Here is an 18325-nt window from a genome sequence, read left to right as displayed (position 1 = left end):
TCCTTGGTGCGACGGAAGCCCGTGGCCCGTCCATCAATCCTACCCAAATCACACGAACGCTTGGCTTCTCTTGATTTCGCCGCGCTACGACAGCCCATTGTTTTAACTTGAAATCCCTTTCGCATCGCGGCCACCACAGGGCAAAACAACACCTGAGGTTCGCCCACCATGCCCAATACCGACGTCAATTTTGCCCCTTCGCCCGAAATGCTCACCACCGATGAGCGTTTGGCAGAACTCGCCCGGATCCTCGCTGCAGCCGTGGATCGCACCAACCCACCGAAAATAAATGAGAATTCTTCGGACGAAGGAGACAGTTCGCTGGACATCCTCGCCCTTGTTCGCCGTCGTCGTCACCAGTTGCGAACCCGAGTTGGAGAGGACGAATGAGGAAAACAACAACGAAATCAGTGGAAAAGAGAATAGGCATTGGTGCTGCGCCGAACCACGCTGTCTTGGCGGACCTGGTCGCGCTGAAGGCCATGACCGTGCCGGACCTGCGCGAGAAATGGGCGGCGATCTTTGATGCGCCCGCGCCGAACACCAGCCGCCAGAACCTTGAGTTGCGGCTGGGCTACCGCATCCAGGAACTGGCCCTTGGTGGCATTGGCCGTGACACACGGCGAACGCTGGATGCGCTGGCGGCGGAGGTGGCTTCCGGCGAGCCCGGTCAGGTGATGACCGACCCACGACGTCCTTTGCCGGGCACCAAGCTGGTCCGTGAGTGGAACGGCGTCGAGCACACTGTCACGGTGTTGACGAAGGGCTTCGAGTGGCAAGGTCGTCGGTACAAATCGCTTTCTGGCGCGGCGCGGGCCATCACCGGCGCGAATTGGAACGGCTGGAAGTTCTTCGGCTTCACCCCACGCCCGAGGATCAGCAAATGACGCGCCAGACACAGCCGCAACCACCCCGCCGCCTGCGCTGCGCCATCTACACCCGCAAATCGAGCGAGGAAGGGCTCGACATGGAGTTCAACAGCCTCGACGCGCAGCGGGAGGCCTGCGAGGCCTATATCGCCAGCCAGAAGGCCGAGGGTTGGGTCTGCTTGCGTGATCGCTACGATGACGGCGGTTTCTCTGGCGGCACGCTGGAGCGGCCCGCGCTGAAGGATCTGATCGCCGACATCGAGGACGGGCTGATCGACATCGTCGTGGTCTACAAGATCGACCGCCTCAGCCGCGCCCTGATGGATTTCTCCAAGCTGGTGGAGATCTTTGATAAGCACAGCGTCACCTTTGTGTCGGTCACGCAGTCCTTTAACACCACCACATCCATGGGGCGGCTGACGCTGAACATCCTGCTCAGCTTTGCCCAGTTTGAGCGCGAAGTCATCGGCGAGCGGATCCGCGACAAGGTCGCTGCGTCGCGCAAGAAGGGCATCTGGATGGGTGGGCCGGTGCCGCTGGGTTACAACGTGAAAGACCGCAAGCTGATCGTGGACCCGGACGAGGCCGAGGCGGTGCGGACGATCTTCACGCTCTACGCCCGGTCCAGTTCCACGGCGCAGGTGGTCCGCGAGTTAGATGCGCGTGCGATCCTGACCAAGACCGGCAGACCCTACGACAAGACCTCACTCCTCAAGACTTTGCACAACAAGGTCTATCGCGGCCTCGCCGTGCACAAGGGCAGCGCCTATCCCGGCGAGCACGACGCGATCATCGACGAGACGCTCTGGGACGAGGTGCATGAGGTGATCGCGAACAACAGGTATCTTAGGAAGGCCGTGGCTCAGGAGCCGTCACCGGCGCTGCTGCGCGGGCTGATCTTCACCGAGACCGGCGTGGCAATGACTCCGCATCACACCAAGAAAGGCACGCGCCGCTATCGCTACTATGTCTCGATGGACGTGATCAAGAAACGCCCCAAGGCAGAGCTTCGCGGGCCGCAGCGGTTGCCGGGTGGCATGGTCGAGGATGCCGTGGTCGGCGAAATCCGTCGCCTGCTGCGCACGCCGGAGGTTGCCGCGCGGGTGTCGCGGACCCTGCGCAAGGACCGGCCAGACCTTGGCGAGGCGGACATCAGCGCCTCGCTGACCCAATTCGACGACATGTGGAAGGCGCTGATCCCGGCAGAACAGGCGCGCGTGGTCCGGCTCTTGGTGGCGCGGGTCACCGCCAGCGACGCCGGTCTGGCGGTCGATCTCCGACATGAGGGCTTGGGTGCGATTGCCGCGTTGATGGCACCGGCCAAGCCGGAGGTGGCGTGATGGCAGAGCCGGAAACCCTCCGCGTCCACATTCCGCTCACCCTGCGCAATCGCGGCGGCCGTCCGCGCATCCTGCCGCCCAAGGAGATAGAGGTGGCCATGGATCGCGGCCAGGACGCCCGCCTGCTGCGCGCCATCGGCCGGGCGTGGGACTGGCGGCGCAGGCTTGAGCGCGGCGACGTCAACACCATCGCCGATCTCGCCAGAGAGGAAGGTATCTCCGACCGCTATGTCAGCCGCGTGATCCGGCTGGCATGGCTATCGCCATCGGTGCTGGAACGGCTGGTGCTGCGGCGCGAGCCCACGGTGTTGTCGATCTTCGACCTCTGCGGCGTGGCGGAGCTGCCATGGGTCGAGCAGCCGGAAAGGGTGTTCGACTGATGGCCACCCGTTTTAGCTGATCGCCGGATGTACCCGGATCTTGTCCTTCGAAAGCGGTCCGGCCAGGTCGGACATATCATAAGAGACCAGTGGGCCTTCCTTGCCCGCAGAATAGTCGAGGCAAAGCGCATTCTGTGCCTGTAGGACCGGGTCGCCACTCAACCAGTAATGCCCGAAGAACACCGGTCGCGCAGTGGCTGGATAGGTCTGTGCCGAAAGCGTCTCCGGCAGGTTTTCGTCAGGCAGGCCCTCAATTGACGGCACAGAGATCGCTATGTCGCGCCAGGTGCGAGCGGCCGCGTTCCACCATTGCAGGCGCACATGATCTCGCTCCGTCCCGTCCTTGTCCGTGAACGACCAGCCTTCCGGTAGCCGATGCTCTGGCCCCTTCGTAATCTGCTCGGCCAAGATAAACATCTCGTCGGCTTCGTCGCGATCGGCAGCTCGGATCAGCTGTTCCTCGGTCAGCACGCCATTCCCGGTCAGCGTCTTGAGCCGATCCAATGAGGCGTCGATCCAGCAGGCGTGCACGGCACGAAACCCGTCCTCCTCAAGAAACAGAGGCAGGCTTCGCATCCAGTCCAGAACGTCGCGCGTCTGCGGATCGCCGGGCGGGAACTGGTCCAGGAACGTTCGGTGCTGCCGGATGTTTTTCGGCGAATGCGCACGAAGCGGCTGACCATCATCGGGGTGCATCGTGTGGAAGTGGAGAGCGTTGAGCTCATGATTGCCCATGATCGCCTTGGCCTTGCCTGCATCGACAAGTTCGCGGACGGTCTTGAGAACAGCCCGATTATCCGGCCCACGGTCAATGAAGTCTCCCAGAAAAACGATCTGTCGATCCGGATCGGGATGGGTCCATCCGAGAGCACTCCGCCTCCACCCCAGCACAGCGAGGGCAGCGTCAAGTTTGGCGGATTGGCCGTGGGTGTCTGGAATGATGTCAAATGGGTTCATGCGGTCATCCTGGGATTGTTCTCGGTATTTGGTTTGGCTCAGCCTCCGCATCGATCTGAACCAATCCGAGGTTCTTGAACGCTAGCGGTGCCAAAATGGTTTGTCATCAGGGGTTTCGGTGAGTGAATGGGATGCGAACCTACCCAAGCAATCCGCCATTTTACGCTGGCATCCCGAGCAACGCGCCTACCGCGTGTTCCGTCTATGTTTCCATCGACATCGTTCGGAACGCGCGTTTGGATTTTGGCGGATTTCAAAGGCAGGTCGTTGAAAAATCGTAAGAAAAGAGGACCGGACCGGAACGGACGAGGTTCGCCCAAACTGAGACTGAGGGCCATTCTGAGCCCAGCGTCGGCCTGGCAGCGCGTCTATGAGGTTCGGTCGATCCACGCAAACCCCTTTGATAACACGGAAAAATCCGCGCCCGTCAGGGCGGTGTCACTGGTTCGCAATGGTGATAATGGCGGAGACGAAGGGATTCGAACCCTCGAGACGGTTTCCCGCCTACTCCCTTAGCAGGGGAGCGCCTTCGACCACTCGGCCACGTCTCCGCTGACCCGTTTAGAGGTCCGGCATCTGACAAACAAGGCAAAAAAGCCCCCCATTTCCGATGCGTTTTGGAACGGTCCCAAAACGACCCGTGTCGCGAGGCCAAGCAACGAGAGGAGGCGAGCAATTCCACTCCGGCCCCGGGTCAAAACCCGCCGCCAGCCGGGCGAAGAACCGCATTCCGGTCAGGTGCCGCCTGACGGCTCGGGCGGGATGATCTTGGCGAAGTCGGTCAGGACCTTCAGGTAATCGGGGTCGTGATGCCAGGACGGCAGGCCCTCGAGCAGGGTCTCGGTCGACAGGCCGGGATGGGCGGCCAGCCATTTGCGGCCCGCCTCTATGGCCCGGTCGCGATCGCCCTTCAGCCACAACGTGCCGAAGAGCATCCGGTAGGCCCAATGCGCTTTCGGGGCGGCGCGCAGCCCCCTTTCGATCAGCGCGACCGCCTCGTCGTAGCGGCCCATGGCCCGGACCGCGGCGGAGCGTCCGAAATCGATGTTGAAGAGGAACGGATCGAGCGGGCTGAGCTCCTGCGCACGGTCGAAATAGCCAAGGCTGCTCTCGTGCCGCCCGAGATAGACTTCGACCCAGCCGAGGCGCAGAAACGCCCAGGCGTTGTTGGGATCGAGCTCCACCGCCCGGACCGCGAGATCCTCGGAGCTGGAAAAGTCCCTCAATGCCAAAGCGGCAACGGCGCTCAACGCGGTCATCGTGGCCGAATTGTCCCCGGCGCGCGGCAAGGCCCGGTCGAAGGCCGCACGGGCGGCGGCGCGCGCCGTATCGGGCTTCAGCGTCCAGAGGTAGCAGCATTCATGGGCATGGCACCACGCCTTCATCGCATGCGCATGGCCGGATTCGGGGTCCTTTTCGACCGCCCGGTCGAGCAGGGCCAGCGCGCGCCGGTTCTCTTCGGGGTCGTGCACCCAGAAATGCGGCATCGAGGTCAGCACGAGATCGTAGGAACTGCGCACCTCGGGCGGCTGCCGCCGCGCTCGCAGGATCTCGGCGGCGCGGAGATTGGGCGACAACTGCCCCGCCACATGGGCGGCGATCCGGTCCTGCAGATCGAAGAGATCGTCGAGCCGGTCATCGAAACGCTCCGCCCAGCGGGTATGCCCGTCCCCGCCCGACACGAGCTGCACCGAAATCCGCACCCGGTCGCCCGAGCGCCGCACGGAGCCTTCGAGCAGGTAATCCGCGCCCAAGCGTTCCGCGATATCCGGCACCGACAGGGGCGCATCCCGCAGTGCGAAGGTCGATTGCCGGGCGATCACGTTGAAATCCCGGCTGCGGCTGAGCGCGCCGGTGATTTCCTCGACGATGCCCTCGGCGAACATGTCGGTCTCGGGGGCGCCGATCTCGCTGAAGGGCAGCACCGCCAGCGTCGGGCGCGTGCCTTGCGGCGCGGCGGCGACCGGCGCATGCGCGGGCAAGGGCGCGGCCCTCATCTGCCGCTGCGCCCGCAGCCAGTCCTCGAAACCTTCGGATTGCAGATCGAAACCCTGCAGGAAGACGCCCGGGCCATGACGGATCTCGACGTGGTCGGGCACGAGCCACACCGCCTGGCGGTTGGCCTCCACCGCATCGCCCAGCGCCTTGCGCAGGACGGACAATTCCTGGCGCAGCGATGCGCGCGCCTGGCTTTCGCCGCGATCGGACCACAGAAGATCGGCCAGCGCGCTTCGCTCGGCCCGCATGGCGGGCTGGCAGCCGAGATAGGCCAGGAGCCCCTGCGCCCGCCGCGACAGCCCCTCGAGCGGTATCCCCTCCCGTTCGGCGCGGAAGGACCCGGAAAGATGCAGGACGACGCGGGGCATGGATGGGTCCGACTGGGGAAAGGCACGCAAGCGCGCCATTTTACGCTTAAAGACGACGATTTAACGGAATTATTGCACGCATGGCGCACCACCGCAGCCGGAATTTTGCGCTGCGATGACGGGCGGTGTCGAGGATGGAGGCATCGCAACGCTCACCATCGGAGACACCGACATGGACCGCATCCTCACCCTGCCTCGCCGCATCCTGAACAACCCGTTCACGCAGTTCTTCCGCGATCTGCGCGAAGCCCGCCGGATCGCCCGCGATGCCGCACGCCTCGAGACCATGCCGCGCGAGCGGCTCGAGGATATGGGCATCGCGCCGCGCAGCGCGGCCAATCATCGCGACAGCGGTCAGGCGGGCCGCATCGCGCAGCCGACGCTGTGGTAGCGGCGCGGGCGGGCGCGACCCCCAGCCCCTGCCTCAGGTGTTGAAGAGGAAATGCAGCACATCGCCGTCCTTGACGATGTAGCTCTTGCCCTCGGCGCGCATCTTGCCCGCATCCTTGGCGGGCTGCTCGCCACCGAGGCTGACGAAATCGTCGTAGGCGATGGTTTCGGCGCGGATGAAACCCTTCTCGAAATCGCCGTGGATCACGCCGGCCGCTTTCGGCGCAGGCGTGCCGATCGGGATGGTCCAGGCACGGGCCTCCTTGGGACCGACGGTGAAATAGGTCTCGAGCTGCAGAAGCTGGTAGCCCGCCTTGATCAGCCGGTCGAGGCCCGCTTCCTCGAGGCCCATCTCCTCTAGGAACATCGCCGCTTCCTCGGCATCGAGCTGCGAGATTTCCTCTTCGATGCGGGCGGAGATCACCACATGCGCGTTGCCCTGCGCGGCGGCCATGCTGGCCACGGCCTCGGAATGGGCGTTGCCGGTCGCCGCGTCCTCTTCGGCGACGTTGCAGACATAGAGCACCGGCTTGGCGGTCAGCAGCTGCAGCATGCGCCATTGCTTGAGGTCATCCTCGGCCACCTCGACTACGCGGGCGGGCTTGCCTTCGTTCAGCGCCTCGAGCGCGCGCTTCATCAGGCGTTCCTGCTGCACGGCCTCCTTGTCGCCGCCGCGCACCTTGCGGGTGATGTTCTGCAGCCGCTTCTCGAGGCTTTCCATGTCGGCGATGATCAGCTCGGTCTCGATCGTCTCGGCATCCGAGACGGGATCGACGCGGCCATCCACATGCACCACATCGCCATCCTCGAAACAGCGCAGCACATGGGCGATGGCGTCCACCTCGCGGATATTCGCGAGGAACTGGTTGCCGAGCCCCTCGCCCTTGGAGGCGCCCTTCACCAGCCCCGCGATGTCGACGAAGGTCATGCGGGTCGGGATGATCTGCTTCGATTTGCCGATCTCGGCCAGCGTCTCCAGGCGCGGATCGGGCACCGCGACCTCGCCGACATTGGGTTCGATCGTGCAGAACGGGAAATTCGCCGCCTGCGCGGAGGCGGTCCGCGTCAGCGCGTTGAAGAGGGTGGATTTGCCCACGTTCGGCAAGCCGACGATCCCCATGCGAAAGCCCATGTCCCTGCCCTTTCCTGATGCCGTGACGGCGCGCTTCTATTGGCCCGCGCGCTCGGGCGCAAGGCTCTGGCCGGTGGCGGCGAAGGCGGGCAGCGCGCGCCGCCAGAACCGCATCAGCAAGAGCGCCGCGGCAACGCCGAGCCCCAGCACAAGCCCGAGCCACACGCCGATCCCGGACCAGCCCAGCGTGAAGCCGAAGAACAGCGCCGTGGGCAACCCCACGACCCAATAGGCGAAGGCCGCCATGCCCATCGGCACCCGGGTATCCTGCACCCCGCGCAGCAGCCCGAGCGCGACGACCTGCACCCCGTCCACCACCTGGAAGAGCGCGGCCATGACCATGAGCCCGGTGCCGATGGCGATGATCTGCGCCCGCGCGGGGTCCGCGGGATCGAGGAACAGCCCGATCAGCGGCTCGGGCGCCAGGATGAACACCGCCATCCCCAGAAGCGAGACCGCCCCCGAAAGCGCCAGCGCCGCCTGCGCCCCGCGCGCCAGGTGTGGCGCGTCCCGGCGCCCATGGGCGTTGCCCGCCCGGATCGTGGCGGCATTCGACAGGCCCACCTGGATCATGAAGACCGCCGTGGCGAGCTGGATCGCGATGCCATGCGCGGCCAGCGCCACGGCGCCAAGCCAGCCCATCAGGATCGAGGAGGTCGCAAAGAGGCCGATTTCGGACAGGTTGGTCAGCCCGATGGGCCAGCCCAGCCGGAAGACCGAGGCGAGGCTTTCCGGATCGGGCCGCCAGAACCGGGTGAAGAGCTCGTGCCGCGGCAGCTTGCGGCGGGCATAGATCGCCGCGCCCAGCGCCGCGACCCCGTGGGTCAGCACCGAGGCGATGGCCGCGCCCTCGATCCCCAGTTCGGGAAAGCCCGCGCGCCCGAAGATCAGCACCCAGTTGAACGGCACGTTCAGAACCGCCGCCAGCACGGTGATCCAGAACACCGCCCGGGTATGCGCCATCCCCGCGAGGTAGCTTTTCAGCACCATCACGCCCAGCGCTGGCAGAAGCCCGAAGCCTGCGATGCGCAGATAGGCCTGGGCTTCCGCGGCCAGCGCCGCCTCCTGCCCGAGCGCGCGCAGGATCGGTCCGGAGAACCAGAAGACCGGCAGCGTGGCCACGAAGAACATCGCCGACAGCCAGAGGCCCATCCGCGTGACCCGGCGCACCTGCACGTCCTCGCCCTGCGCCGCATGGCTCGCCACCATCGGCATGACCGCGAAGGCAAAGCCCGTGCCGAACATGAAGAAGGTCATGAAGACGGTGACCGCAAGCGTGAGCGCGGCCAGCTCTGTGACCCCGTACCAGCCGATCATGATCGCGTCCGTCAGCCCGATGGCAAACTGCGCCAGATGCCCGCCGACAAGCGGCAGGCCAAGGATCGTCGCGGCGCGCAGATGCTGGGCAAAGGACAGATGCAGGAGTGCCATGGGCGGGCCTTACGCCCACCCCGAAAGCCACGCAAGAATTATGCCGCGTCAGGCGCCGGACGGCACCGCGGGCGCTTCGACGGCGGGATGCAGCGATGCGCCCAGGATGTGCAGATCGTGCTGGATCACATGCGCCGCACGGCCCACGATCAACGGGTCGGGCGCCCGCACGATACGCGGATCCTTGCCGGGATAATCGAGCGAGGCGAGGAAATGCCGCATGCAATTCAGCCGCGCGCGCTTCTTGTCGTCGGATTTCACGATGGTCCAGGGCGCATCGGCGGTGTCGGTGTAGAAGAACATCGCCTCCTTGGCCTCGGTGTAGTCGTCCCAGCGCCCGAGGCTCGCCTTGTCGATGGGCGACAGCTTCCACTGCTTCAGCGGATCGGTCTCGCGGCTGGCGAAACGCTGGCGCTGCTCGGCGCGGGTGACGGAGAACCAGTATTTGTAAAGCCGGATGCCGGAGCGCACGAGCATCCGTTCCAGTTCGGGCGTCTGGCGCATGAATTCGAGGTATTCATGCGGCTGGCAGAAGCCCATCACCCGCTCGACGCCTGCGCGGTTGTACCACGACCGGTCGTAAAGCACGATCTCGCCGCGGGTCGGCAGGTGCTCGATATAGCGCTGGAAATACCATTGCCCCCGCTCCTCGTCGGTGGGCTTGTTGAGCGCGACGACCCGCGCGGAGCGGGGATTGAGATGCTCGGTGAAGCGCTTGATCGTGCCGCCCTTTCCGGCGGCATCGCGCCCTTCGAAAAGAAGAACGAATTTCTGGCCGGTCTCCTGCGCCCAGAGCTGCACCTTCAGAAGCTCGGCCTGAAGCCGCGCCTTTTCCCGCTCGTAACTGCGACGAGAGAGCCGTGTGTCGTAGGGGTATCCGCCCTGCTCGAAGGCCACGGGCGCGGTCTCGGGCGCCATCGGCGCGGGCGCCGTCTCGTCGGTCACGGGCGGGGGCGGGGCGGGAACATCCTTGGGCGCCATGTCGCGTCTCCTGTCGTATCGGGGATCGACAGGACGCTAGGGAAACCGTCCGCTCCGCGCCTTGATACAGGTCAACCCGCGCTCATTCGGGGCGCGCCCCCATGCCCAGCGCTTCGCGCCAGCGCTCGGGCGGCGCGAAACCCAGCAGGCGGCGAGCCTTTTCGATGGAATAGAAGGTCTCATACGCGCCCATCTCGGCCTTGAAGGGCACGCCGGGATAGAAACGTTCGGCGATGGCGGCGGTGCCCAGATCGACGGAGGGTTCGGGATTGGCCACGTTGAACACCTCGTAGCCCAGCCCGTCCGTCTGCAGGCAGCGCTCGACCATCAGCCCGAGATCGCGCGCGTCGATATAGGCGAAGATGTTGCGGCGGCGCAGATCCGGGTCGGCGACATAGGCGGGGAAATTCTCGGCGTATTCATGCGGCTCGATGACGTTGTTGATCCTGAGTCCGTAGATGTCGGGGCCTGAGCGCGCCTGGAAGGACCGCGCGGTGGCCTCGTTGCAGACCTTCGACATGGCGTAGCTGTCATGCGGCACGGTGGGGTGATCTTCGTCGATGGGCAGGTAGTCGGGCAGCACCTCGCCCTGGGCGAAACAGATGCCGTAGGTCGTCTCGGAGGAGGCGAAGATGATCTTCGGCACGCCGAGCTTCACCGCCGCCTCGATGACATTGTAGGTCGCGGTGGCATTCTCGGCGAAGGTCACGTTGTCGGGCACGAGGCCGATCCGCGGCACGGCGGCGAAATGCACGACGGCATCGAGCGGCTCGACGCCCGCCCCGTCGAGATCGGACAGATCGAAAAGCTGCGTCATCGCGTTCCAGACCTGCCCGCTGTCGGTCAGGTCGACCTTCAGGTCATGGATCCCGTCCGCGCCCAGCGGCACCCGGTCGAGGTTCAGGATGCGATGTCCCTGATCGCGCAGATAGGGCAGCACGTGCCGCCCGGCCTTGCCGCTGCCACCGGTGAATACAATACGCATGCTCGCCTCCTTCGCCGCGACACCGGGGCCGGTGTCGATGGGCCATTGATTTTCCCCGGCCCTTCCGGCACTCAACGCCCCGGGCCAGAGGGAAAGAGTAACATGACCAGGATCGACGCCAAGTTCGCCAAGCTCCGCGCCGAGGGCAAGAAGGCCTTCGTATCCTACGTGATGGCGGGCGATCCAGACGTGCCAACCTCGCTCGACCTGGTCAAGGGACTTCCCGCCGCCGGTGTCGACATCATCGAACTGGGCCTGCCCTTCACCGACCCCATGGCCGACGGCCCGACCATTCAGGAGGCCGGGCAGCGCGCGCTTGCGGGGCACATGACCCTCGACAAGACGCTGCAAATGGTGCGCGACTTCCGCGCCGACGATGACGAGACGCCGATCGTGATGATGGGCTATTACAACCCGATCTATTCGCGCGGCGTGGACCGATTTCTTTCGCAGGCCAAGGAAGCCGGGATCGACGGGCTCATCATCGTCGACCTGCCGCCCGAGGAAGACGACGAGCTGTGCATCCCCGCCCAGAAGGCCGGGCTGAACTTCATCCGCCTCGCCACGCCCACCACCGACGACAAGCGCCTGCCCAAGGTGCTCGAGAACACGTCGGGCTTCGTCTATTACGTCTCGATCACCGGCATCACCGGCGCCGCCGAGGCGCAGGCCGAGGACGTGGCCCCCGAAGTGGCCCGGATCAAGTCGCAGACCGATCTGCCGGTGATCGTGGGCTTCGGCATCAAGACCCCCGCCGCCTCCGAAAGCATCGCGGCGATCGCCGATGGCTGCGTCGTGGGCTCGGCCATCGTGAGCGAGATGGCCAAGGGCAAGGCGGTCTCCGAGGTGCTCGACTTCGTGAAAACGCTCGCGGACGGCGCCCACCGGGCCTGACCCGCAGACCGCACCGGTGCCCGGCCCCTGCCCGCGCGGGGCGCACGAAAACGGGGCAGACGGGCCGCGCGGACGGCCGCAATCGGGCTTCGCGGCACAGGACCCCTTGTCCTGCGCCACTTCCGGGCGACATTGAAGGCAACCGGAACGAAAACGCGGAGATGGCCATGGCGGAGCCGAAAACCCAGATCGTCGTCGTCGGCGGCGGCGCAGGCGGGCTCGAACTCGTGCGGCGGCTTGGGGCGAAATACGGTCGCGCGAAACACGACATCATCCTCGTGGACCGCGACCGCACCCATGTCTGGAAACCGCTTCTGCACGAGGTGGCGGCGGGTTCCCTCGACCCGAACCTCGACGAGGTCGGCTATGGCGGCCATGCGGCGCGATGGGGCTATCGCTATTTCAACGGTACGCTCGAACGCATCGACCGCGAGCGCCAGAAGATCGTCACCGCGCCGCTGTTCGACGAGGAGGGCGAGATCGTCATCGATCGCCACGAGATCCGCTACGATTACCTCGTGCTGGCCATCGGCGGGGTCTCGAACGATTTCGGCATCCCGGGCGTGCGGGAAAACGCGATGTTCCTGGAAAACCGCCCCCAGGCCGATGCGTTCCGCAAGCGGCTCCTGAATGCCTGCCTCCGGGTCAACGAACGGCGCCAGCGCGGCGAGGCGGATGCGAAGCTGCGGATCTGCATCGTCGGCGGCGGCGCCACGGGGGTCGAGCTTTCGGCGGAATTGTTCAACGCCGCCAAGGGTCTGCGCACCTACGGGCTCGAGGTGTTCGACGAGGACGCGCTCGAGGTCTCGCTTCTGGAGGCGGGCCCGCGCATCCTGCCCGCCCTGCGTGAGGACCTGTCGCAGGCCGCCACGACCGAGCTGCGCGCCCTTGGGATCGACGTGCGCACCGGGGCGATGGTCTCCGAGATCGAGAAGAACCGCGTGCACGTCAAAGATGCCGAGCCCATCGAGGCCGACATGATCCTCTGGGCGGCGGGCGTGCGCGGCGATCACGGCGTCTCGCAGATGAGCGATCTGGAGCTGGACGGGATCGACCGCATCATGGTCCGCCCCACCCTGCAGACCACCAAGGACGACCGCATCTTCGCCATCGGCGATTGCGCCAATTGCACGCTGCCCGGGCAGGACCGTCCGATCCCGCCTCGTGCGCAATCGGCGCACCAGATGGCGTCCTGCGTCTTCGACAACATCAACCGCATCCTGTCGGGGCAAAAGCCGCGCGACTTCGTCTACAAGGACCACGGCGCGCTGGTGAACCTGTCGCGGTTCGAGACGATCGGCTCGCTCATGGGCAACCTGATGGGCGGGTCGATGGCGCTGCAGGGCCGCATCGCGCGCTTTGCCTACAACTCGCTTTACCGCATGCATCTTCTGGCGGTGCACGGCTACGTCACCGGCGCGTTCATGATCGCCGCGGGGCGGGTGAACAAGGTGCTGCGGCCGAAGCTGAAGCTGCATTGAGGCGCCCGGCCCGCGACAGTTTTCCTCTGGTCACGCGGGGCGCTCTTGCTTAGGTACGGGCGCAAGTGACCTGGGAGCGCCAAGCTATGAACGAACTCGTCAACTCTTTCATGACCGGCCCCGACGAGAAGGGCCGTTTCGGCGATTTCGGTGGCCGTTTCGTCTCCGAGACGCTGATGCCGCTGATCCTCGAACTGGAGGCGCAGTACGAGCACGCCAAGACCGACCAGAGCTTCTGGGACGAGATGCATTTCCTCTGGAAGCATTACGTGGGCCGGCCCTCGCCGCTCTATTTCGCCGAGCGCCTGACCGAGCGGCTGGGCGGCGCCAAGGTCTACATGAAGCGCGACGAGCTGAACCATACCGGCGCGCACAAGATCAATAACGTGCTGGGCCAGATCATCCTCGCCCGCCGCATGGGCAAGACCCGCATCATCGCCGAGACGGGCGCGGGCCAGCACGGCGTCGCGACCGCGACGGTCTGCGCCAAATTCGGCTTGAAATGCGTGGTCTACATGGGCGCGCATGACGTCGAACGCCAGCAACCCAACGTCTTCCGCATGAAGCTTCTGGGCGCCGAGGTGGTGCCGGTGACGTCGGGCCGCGGCACGCTCAAGGACGCGATGAACGACGCGCTACGCGACTGGGTGACCAATGTGCGCGACACCTTCTACTGCATCGGCACCGTGGCGGGCCCGCACCCCTACCCGGCCATGGTCCGCGACTTCCAGTCGATCATCGGCAAGGAGACGCGCGAACAGATGCACGAGGCCGAGGGCCGCCTGCCCGACACGATCATCGCGGCCATCGGCGGCGGATCGAACGCCATGGGGCTGTTCTATCCCTTCCTCGACGATCCGTCCGTGAACATCATCGGCGTCGAAGCCGGCGGCAAGGGCGTGAACGAGAAGATGGAGCATTGCGCCTCGCTGACCGGCGGCCGCCCCGGCGTGCTGCATGGCAACCGCACCTATCTGCTGCAGGATGAGGACGGCCAGATCCTCGAGGGGTTCTCGATCTCGGCGGGCCTCGATTATCCGGGCATCGGGCCCGAGCATTCCTGGCTGCACGATATCGGGCGGGCGAAATACGTCTCGATAACCGATGTCGAGGCGCTCGAGGCGTTCCAGCTTTGCTGCGAGAGCGAGGGCATCATCCCCGCGCTCGAGCCCTCCCACGCATTGGCCCACGTGATGAAGATCGCGCCGGACCTGCCCGCGGACCATATCATCTGCATGAACATGTGCGGCCGGGGCGACAAGGACATCTTCACCGTCGCCAAGGCTCTCGGACGCGATATTGCATAAACTTGGGTTTATGGGCCTCTATCGCGGGTTTACGGCGCTTGCCCTAAACCCCGGTTGAATGGCCTGATCGGCGAGATCCGCTCTTTGATCGAGGCAAGGCCGCGCTGGCCTTGCATTCGACAAAGGAGACTTGCCATGACCATTCGTTCCATTCTGCTCGGCACCGTGGGCGCGCTCGCCCTCGGCGGCGCTTACGCCCAGGCGCAATCCGCGACCGACCAGATCATCGCCGATCTGCAGTCGCAGGGCTTCACCGCCATCGAGATCAAGACCGGTCCGACCCAGATCAAGGCCGAAGCCTTGCGCGGCGACACCAAGCTCGAGGTCGTCTATGACAGCGCCACGGGCCAGATCCTCAAGCAGGAGGTGGAAAGCGCGGCGGGCGAGCAGATCTCGCAGGGCGTCAGCATCGACATCCGAGACGAGGATTTCGTCGACGGGGATGACGATGACGACGACGATTCGTATGATGACGATCGGGACGACGACGACGACGAGGATGACGACGACCGGGACGATGACCGGGACGACGATGATGACCGGGATGACGACCGCGACGATGATCGTGACGATGATGATGATCGTGACGACGACCGCGACGACGACCGGGACGACGACAATGATCGCGACGATGATCGCGACGACGATGAGGATGATGATGACGACGATTGACGCACAGCGTCCAAAGACGATCCCGGCGTTTCGGCGCCGGGATCCGGAGGCACCCTGATGCACCGCCGCAGCTTTCTTCTGACGGCGGCCGCGGCGCTTGCCTGCGCCGGTCCGGGCCAGGCGCAGACGGCGCGCGACCAGGTGATCGAGCAGCTTCAGCGGCAGGGCTACCGCAATTTCCGGATCACGCAGACCTGGCTCGGACGCCTGCGCATCGTCGCGCAAGGCCCTGCGGGACGGCGGGAAATCATCCTGAACCCCTCCAACGGCGTGATCCTGCGCGACTACGTGGATCGCGACGATGACGACCGCGATGACGACGATCGGGACGACGACGACCGGGAGGACAGGGACGACCGCGACGACGACGATGATGACGACGACGACCGGGACGACGATCGCGACGACGACGATGACGACGATGACGACGATGACGACGACAACAGCGGCAGCGGCGGGAACAGCGGCAGCGGTGGCGGTGGCGGCGGCGATGACGACGACGATGATGACGATGACTGATCGTCTTCCGTCGCGGGACTGACGATGCGGCTGCGCACCCGCATCGGGCTCGCCCTCCTGCTGGGCTTCCAACTGGTCACGGCGCTATTCTTCCAGTGGGAATTGCTGAGCTCGGTCTTCGGATTCAGCCGGCAACCGATCTCCTGGGCGCTTTACGAACTGATCGAGGTCGCAGCCGCACTCGGGCTTCTTGCGGGGGTGTGCGTGACCGCGCTTCTGCTCTATCGCAGCCAGAAGGCGCAGGCGCAGGCGGAGGCCAATCTGCGCCTCGCCTCGGGGGCATTTCACAAAGTCCTCGAGGAGCGCTTCGAGCAATGGCGCCTGACGCCCGCCGAACGCGACGTGGCGCTGTTCTCGATCAAGGGGCTATCCACCGCCGAGATGGCCGCGATCCGGGGGGCCTCGGAAGGGACGATCAAGGCGCAGACGAATGCGATCTATCGCAAGGCCGAGGTGTCGGGCCGCGGCCAGCTCATGTCGCTGTTCATCGACGAATTGATGGGCGACGGGCTGCCGGGGATCGCAGCATTGCAGAAATCTCCGGAATTGATCGAAAAAGAGAATCAGATGCTGTAATTATCAGCCCAAACCGATCAATCCTGTTCGATTTTGTAAACCTCAAGCACCTCCATCGGCACCACCTCAAGCGCTCTTTGATGGGTCGAGGCCAGCGAAACCCTAGGTGCGCAGCCCTCTTCATGCGCCTGCATGAAGCGACCGGCGCAGAGGCACCAGCGGTCGCCCGGCTTCAGGCCCGGGAAGTTGAACTCCGGCCGCGGCGTGGAAAGATCGTTCCCCACATACTTGGAATAGGCCAGAAATTCCGCGGTCAGCACGGCGCAGACCGTGTGGCTGCCGCGATCCTCGGCGCAGGTATTGCAGGCGCCGTCCCGGAAGAACCCGGTCAGCGGGTCGCTGGAACAGAGCGCCAGAGGCGCGCCCAGCACGTTGACGGAGGCATCTTTTTCCACGGGTCGCTCCCTTACTTGAACCGGTCGACCAGGCGCTGCAGCGGCGAGCGCGGCTCGCTTTCCGCCTGCGGCGTGGGCTCGGGTTCGGATTTTTCCTTGGTTGCCGTCGTCTTGGCGGGCGATGTTGAACTGCGCGGCGGCGCGGTGCGCAGGGCGACCTTGTTCATGAACCCCGCATTGTCGCCATCTGCAAGCATCGGCGCGCCGTCCGAGATGCCGCGGAGCAGATCGTCGAGCCAGTCCTGATCCGCCTTGGCGAAATCGTGCAGCACGTAGCCCGAAACCAGCTCCTTGCGGCCCGGATGCCCGATGCCGAGCCGCACGCGGCCATAATTCTCGCCGATATGCGCGTGAATGGACCGCAGGCCGTTATGGCCCGCATGCCCGCCGCCCTGTTTCACTTTGAGCCGCCCCGGCGCGAGGTCCAGCTCGTCGTGGAACACGATTATGTCCTCGGGCTCGATCTTGTAGAAACGCGCCGCTTCGCCAACGGCTTGGCCGGAGCGGTTCATGTAGGTGCCGGGCTTCAGCAGCAGCACCTTGTCCGCCCCGAGACGCCCCTCGGCGATCAGGCCCTGGAATTTCGACTTCCAGGGCGTGAGCCCGTGATCCTCGGCGATGCGGTCGAGCGCCATGAAGCCGATATTGTGGCGGTTCCCGGCATAGTCGCGACCGGGATTGCCAAGGCCGACCAGCAGTTTCATCGCGTGCCTCTCCTTCGTGTCGCGCCACAGATAGGCCACCGGGCGGCGCGCTGCAAACCGCACAAACGAAAACGGCCGCGCCCCGGGGGCGCGGCCGTTCGATCCATGCAGGCTGGCGGGATTACTCCTCGCCCTGCTCCGTCTCGCCCTCGACGGTCTCGGCGTTCTGCTCGATGACCTCGGTTTCGGGCGCTTCTTCGTCCTCGTCCGCGGCGGCGAGGCCGGACGGCGCCGAGATCGAGCAGATTGCGAAGTCGCGGTCGATCGTGGGCTTGGTGCCGGCGGGCATCTCGACGTCGGAGGCCGACACCGAATCGCCAATCTCGAGCTTGGACAGGTCGACGACCACCTTCTCGGGGATGTCGCCGGCGGTCACGACCAGCTCGATCTCGGGGCGGATCACGGTCAGCACGCCGCCCGCCTTCAGGCCGGGGCATTCTTCTTCGCCGGTGAACTCGACCGGGATGAAGATCGCGATCTTCGAGGTGCGGCGCAGGCGCATCAGGTCGAAATGCGTCGGCAGGTCCTTGACCACGTCGCGCTGCACGTCGCGGCAGATCACCCGCACGTCGTCATGGCCGTCAACCTTGAGGTTGAACAGGGTCGCCTTGAAGCGACCGGCCTTGAGGCGCTTGATCAGCGCGTTGAACGGGATGTTGATCGGCAGCGGGTCGACGTCACCACCGAAAACGATGCCCGGAACCATGCCATCACGGCGTGCCTGACGAGCGGCGCCCTTGCCTGTCCCCGTCCGTTCCAGGGCGTGAAGATCAGGAATCTCTCCAGCCATATCTAAGCTCTCCATTATACGGGCGGGGATCCTCCAAGGCTGTATCCCCGCGTGAAGCCCGCGCGATATAGCGGATGCGGCGGTTTGACAAGTGTGGAAACGGGGAATCCGCCGCATCCCGGCCCGCGCGTGATCTCTGGCCCGGAGGCGCGCGCC

At 65.2% G+C, this 18325-nt stretch carries 20 protein-coding genes and 1 tRNA gene; 11 read left to right on the top strand and 10 right to left on the bottom strand.

What is annotated here, in order from left to right; all coding sequences use genetic code 11:
• Nucleotides 1-168 precede the first annotated feature (168 nt).
• The 4 genes from BW990_RS21620 to BW990_RS18105 are packed head-to-tail and all read left to right on the top strand — an operon-like array spanning nt 169 to nt 2589.
• Nucleotides 169-390: a hypothetical protein gene (locus tag BW990_RS21620; RefSeq protein WP_143526275.1), complete on the top strand. Its 222-nt coding sequence runs from the start codon at nt 169-171 to the stop codon at nt 388-390.
• Nucleotides 387-887 carry a DUF2924 domain-containing protein gene (locus BW990_RS18115; RefSeq protein WP_076450343.1) on the top strand — a complete coding sequence of 167 codons (501 nt, stop codon included), beginning with the start codon at nt 387-389 and terminating at the stop codon, nt 885-887. Before BW990_RS21620 ends, BW990_RS18115 begins: the two co-directional genes overlap by 4 nt.
• Complete coding sequence (locus BW990_RS18110) at nt 884-2209, top strand: recombinase family protein (RefSeq protein ID WP_076450342.1); 1326 nt, start codon at nt 884-886, stop codon at nt 2207-2209. Before BW990_RS18115 ends, BW990_RS18110 begins: the two co-directional genes overlap by 4 nt.
• Complete coding sequence (locus BW990_RS18105) at nt 2209-2589, top strand: hypothetical protein (protein WP_076450340.1); 381 nt, start codon at nt 2209-2211, stop codon at nt 2587-2589. Before BW990_RS18110 ends, BW990_RS18105 begins: the two co-directional genes overlap by 1 nt.
• 12 nt (nt 2590-2601) lie before the next feature.
• Here BW990_RS18105 and BW990_RS18100 read toward each other — a convergent pair whose 3' ends face one another.
• The 3 genes from BW990_RS18100 to BW990_RS18090 all read right to left on the bottom strand — a co-directional run bounded on the left by BW990_RS18100 (nt 2602) and on the right by BW990_RS18090 (nt 5912).
• Nucleotides 2602-3546 (bottom strand): metallophosphoesterase, encoded by a 945-nt coding sequence (locus tag BW990_RS18100; RefSeq protein ID WP_076450339.1) that lies wholly within the window; start codon nt 3544-3546, stop codon nt 2602-2604.
• A 461-nt stretch (nt 3547-4007) separates the two neighbouring features.
• A tRNA-Ser gene (locus BW990_RS18095) sits at nt 4008-4097 on the bottom strand.
• Nucleotides 4098-4280: 183 nt separating this feature from the next.
• On the bottom strand, nt 4281-5912 hold the full coding sequence (locus tag BW990_RS18090; protein WP_076450337.1) for a tetratricopeptide repeat protein: 1632 nt from the start codon (nt 5910-5912) through the stop codon (nt 4281-4283).
• Nucleotides 5913-6027: 115 nt separating this feature from the next.
• Between BW990_RS18090 and BW990_RS18085 the strand changes: the two genes are divergently transcribed.
• Nucleotides 6028-6303, top strand: a complete 276-nt coding sequence (locus tag BW990_RS18085) for a hypothetical protein (protein ID WP_076450336.1) — start codon at nt 6028-6030, stop codon at nt 6301-6303.
• A gap of 33 nt (nt 6304-6336) precedes the next feature.
• Here the strand turns inward: BW990_RS18085 and ychF are convergent, their stop codons facing one another.
• The 4 genes from ychF to BW990_RS18065 form a co-directional block, all read right to left on the bottom strand.
• Nucleotides 6337-7434 (bottom strand): redox-regulated ATPase YchF, encoded by a 1098-nt coding sequence (gene ychF, locus BW990_RS18080; protein WP_076450335.1) that lies wholly within the window; start codon nt 7432-7434, stop codon nt 6337-6339.
• Between the two features lie 36 nt (nt 7435-7470).
• Nucleotides 7471-8865: an MATE family efflux transporter gene (locus BW990_RS18075; protein WP_076450334.1), complete on the bottom strand. Its 1395-nt coding sequence runs from the start codon at nt 8863-8865 to the stop codon at nt 7471-7473.
• 48 nt (nt 8866-8913) lie between these two features.
• Complete coding sequence (gene ppk2 / locus BW990_RS18070; protein WP_076450333.1) at nt 8914-9846, bottom strand: polyphosphate kinase 2; 933 nt, start codon at nt 9844-9846, stop codon at nt 8914-8916.
• 82 nt (nt 9847-9928) lie between these two features.
• Complete coding sequence (locus tag BW990_RS18065) at nt 9929-10831, bottom strand: NAD-dependent epimerase/dehydratase family protein (RefSeq protein ID WP_076450332.1); 903 nt, start codon at nt 10829-10831, stop codon at nt 9929-9931.
• A 102-nt stretch (nt 10832-10933) separates the two neighbouring features.
• Between BW990_RS18065 and trpA the strand changes: the two genes are divergently transcribed.
• The 6 genes from trpA (at nt 10934) to BW990_RS18035 (ending at nt 16280) form a co-directional block, all read left to right on the top strand.
• A complete protein-coding gene (gene trpA, locus BW990_RS18060; RefSeq protein WP_076450331.1) occupies nt 10934-11725 on the top strand; it encodes a tryptophan synthase subunit alpha in 792 nt (263 codons plus the stop codon).
• Nucleotides 11726-11892: 167 nt separating this feature from the next.
• Nucleotides 11893-13206 (top strand): NAD(P)/FAD-dependent oxidoreductase, encoded by a 1314-nt coding sequence (locus tag BW990_RS18055; RefSeq protein ID WP_143526273.1) that lies wholly within the window; start codon nt 11893-11895, stop codon nt 13204-13206.
• Between the two features lie 86 nt (nt 13207-13292).
• Nucleotides 13293-14513, top strand: coding sequence for a tryptophan synthase subunit beta (gene trpB / locus BW990_RS18050; protein ID WP_076450326.1), 1221 nt, complete (start codon nt 13293-13295; stop codon nt 14511-14513).
• A gap of 135 nt (nt 14514-14648) precedes the next feature.
• The gene (locus BW990_RS21960) at nt 14649-15185 is read left to right on the top strand and encodes a hypothetical protein (RefSeq protein WP_076450323.1); all 537 of its coding nucleotides are present in this window, start codon (nt 14649-14651) and stop codon (nt 15183-15185) included.
• 57 nt (nt 15186-15242) lie between these two features.
• Nucleotides 15243-15704, top strand: coding sequence for a hypothetical protein (locus BW990_RS21955; protein WP_159441685.1), 462 nt, complete (start codon nt 15243-15245; stop codon nt 15702-15704).
• A gap of 24 nt (nt 15705-15728) precedes the next feature.
• Complete coding sequence (locus BW990_RS18035) at nt 15729-16280, top strand: helix-turn-helix transcriptional regulator (RefSeq protein WP_076450317.1); 552 nt, start codon at nt 15729-15731, stop codon at nt 16278-16280.
• 17 nt (nt 16281-16297) lie between these two features.
• Here the strand turns inward: BW990_RS18035 and BW990_RS18030 are convergent, their stop codons facing one another.
• The 3 genes from BW990_RS18030 to BW990_RS18020 form a co-directional block, all read right to left on the bottom strand.
• Nucleotides 16298-16675, bottom strand: coding sequence for a DUF2237 family protein (locus BW990_RS18030; protein ID WP_076450314.1), 378 nt, complete (start codon nt 16673-16675; stop codon nt 16298-16300).
• A gap of 11 nt (nt 16676-16686) precedes the next feature.
• Entirely contained in the window at nt 16687-17379 is a 693-nt protein-coding gene (gene pth, locus BW990_RS18025) for an aminoacyl-tRNA hydrolase (RefSeq protein ID WP_076450311.1), read from the bottom strand.
• Between the two features lie 121 nt (nt 17380-17500).
• Nucleotides 17501-18169: a 50S ribosomal protein L25/general stress protein Ctc gene (locus BW990_RS18020; RefSeq protein WP_076450308.1), complete on the bottom strand. Its 669-nt coding sequence runs from the start codon at nt 18167-18169 to the stop codon at nt 17501-17503.
• Nucleotides 18170-18325 lie beyond the last annotated feature (156 nt).

It is taken from the genome of Roseivivax lentus, from assembly GCF_900156805.1.
GTDB classification, from domain to species: domain Bacteria; phylum Pseudomonadota; class Alphaproteobacteria; order Rhodobacterales; family Rhodobacteraceae; genus Roseivivax; species Roseivivax lentus.
This window is presented reverse-complemented; position numbering and strand designations above follow the sequence as displayed.

Bases quoted from the DNA above. Each gene is read 5' to 3' on its own strand.
- BW990_RS18115 (WP_076450343.1), top strand. From the start codon at position 387: ATGAGGAAAACAACAACGAAATCAGTGGAAAAGAGAATAGGCATTGGT.
- BW990_RS18065 (WP_076450332.1), bottom strand. From the start codon at position 10,831: ATGCGTATTGTATTCACCGGTGGCAGCGGCAAGGCCGGGCGGCACGTG.
- trpA (WP_076450331.1), top strand. From the start codon at position 10,934: ATGACCAGGATCGACGCCAAGTTCGCCAAGCTCCGCGCCGAGGGCAAG.
- BW990_RS18035 (WP_076450317.1), top strand. From the start codon at position 15,729: ATGCGGCTGCGCACCCGCATCGGGCTCGCCCTCCTGCTGGGCTTCCAA.
- ychF (WP_076450335.1), bottom strand. From the start codon at position 7,434: ATGGGCTTTCGCATGGGGATCGTCGGCTTGCCGAACGTGGGCAAATCC.
- BW990_RS18055 (WP_143526273.1), top strand. From the start codon at position 11,893: ATGGCGGAGCCGAAAACCCAGATCGTCGTCGTCGGCGGCGGCGCAGGC.
- BW990_RS18110 (WP_076450342.1), top strand. From the start codon at position 884: ATGACGCGCCAGACACAGCCGCAACCACCCCGCCGCCTGCGCTGCGCC.
- pth (WP_076450311.1), bottom strand. From the start codon at position 17,379: ATGAAACTGCTGGTCGGCCTTGGCAATCCCGGTCGCGACTATGCCGGG.
- BW990_RS18075 (WP_076450334.1), bottom strand. From the start codon at position 8,865: ATGGCACTCCTGCATCTGTCCTTTGCCCAGCATCTGCGCGCCGCGACG.
- trpB (WP_076450326.1), top strand. From the start codon at position 13,293: ATGAACGAACTCGTCAACTCTTTCATGACCGGCCCCGACGAGAAGGGC.
- BW990_RS21620 (WP_143526275.1), top strand. From the start codon at position 169: ATGCCCAATACCGACGTCAATTTTGCCCCTTCGCCCGAAATGCTCACC.
- BW990_RS18105 (WP_076450340.1), top strand. From the start codon at position 2,209: ATGGCAGAGCCGGAAACCCTCCGCGTCCACATTCCGCTCACCCTGCGC.
- BW990_RS18020 (WP_076450308.1), bottom strand. From the start codon at position 18,169: ATGGCTGGAGAGATTCCTGATCTTCACGCCCTGGAACGGACGGGGACA.
- BW990_RS18100 (WP_076450339.1), bottom strand. From the start codon at position 3,546: ATGAACCCATTTGACATCATTCCAGACACCCACGGCCAATCCGCCAAA.
- BW990_RS21955 (WP_159441685.1), top strand. From the start codon at position 15,243: ATGCACCGCCGCAGCTTTCTTCTGACGGCGGCCGCGGCGCTTGCCTGC.
- BW990_RS21960 (WP_076450323.1), top strand. From the start codon at position 14,649: ATGACCATTCGTTCCATTCTGCTCGGCACCGTGGGCGCGCTCGCCCTC.
- ppk2 (WP_076450333.1), bottom strand. From the start codon at position 9,846: ATGGCGCCCAAGGATGTTCCCGCCCCGCCCCCGCCCGTGACCGACGAG.
- BW990_RS18085 (WP_076450336.1), top strand. From the start codon at position 6,028: ATGACGGGCGGTGTCGAGGATGGAGGCATCGCAACGCTCACCATCGGA.
- BW990_RS18090 (WP_076450337.1), bottom strand. From the start codon at position 5,912: ATGCCCCGCGTCGTCCTGCATCTTTCCGGGTCCTTCCGCGCCGAACGG.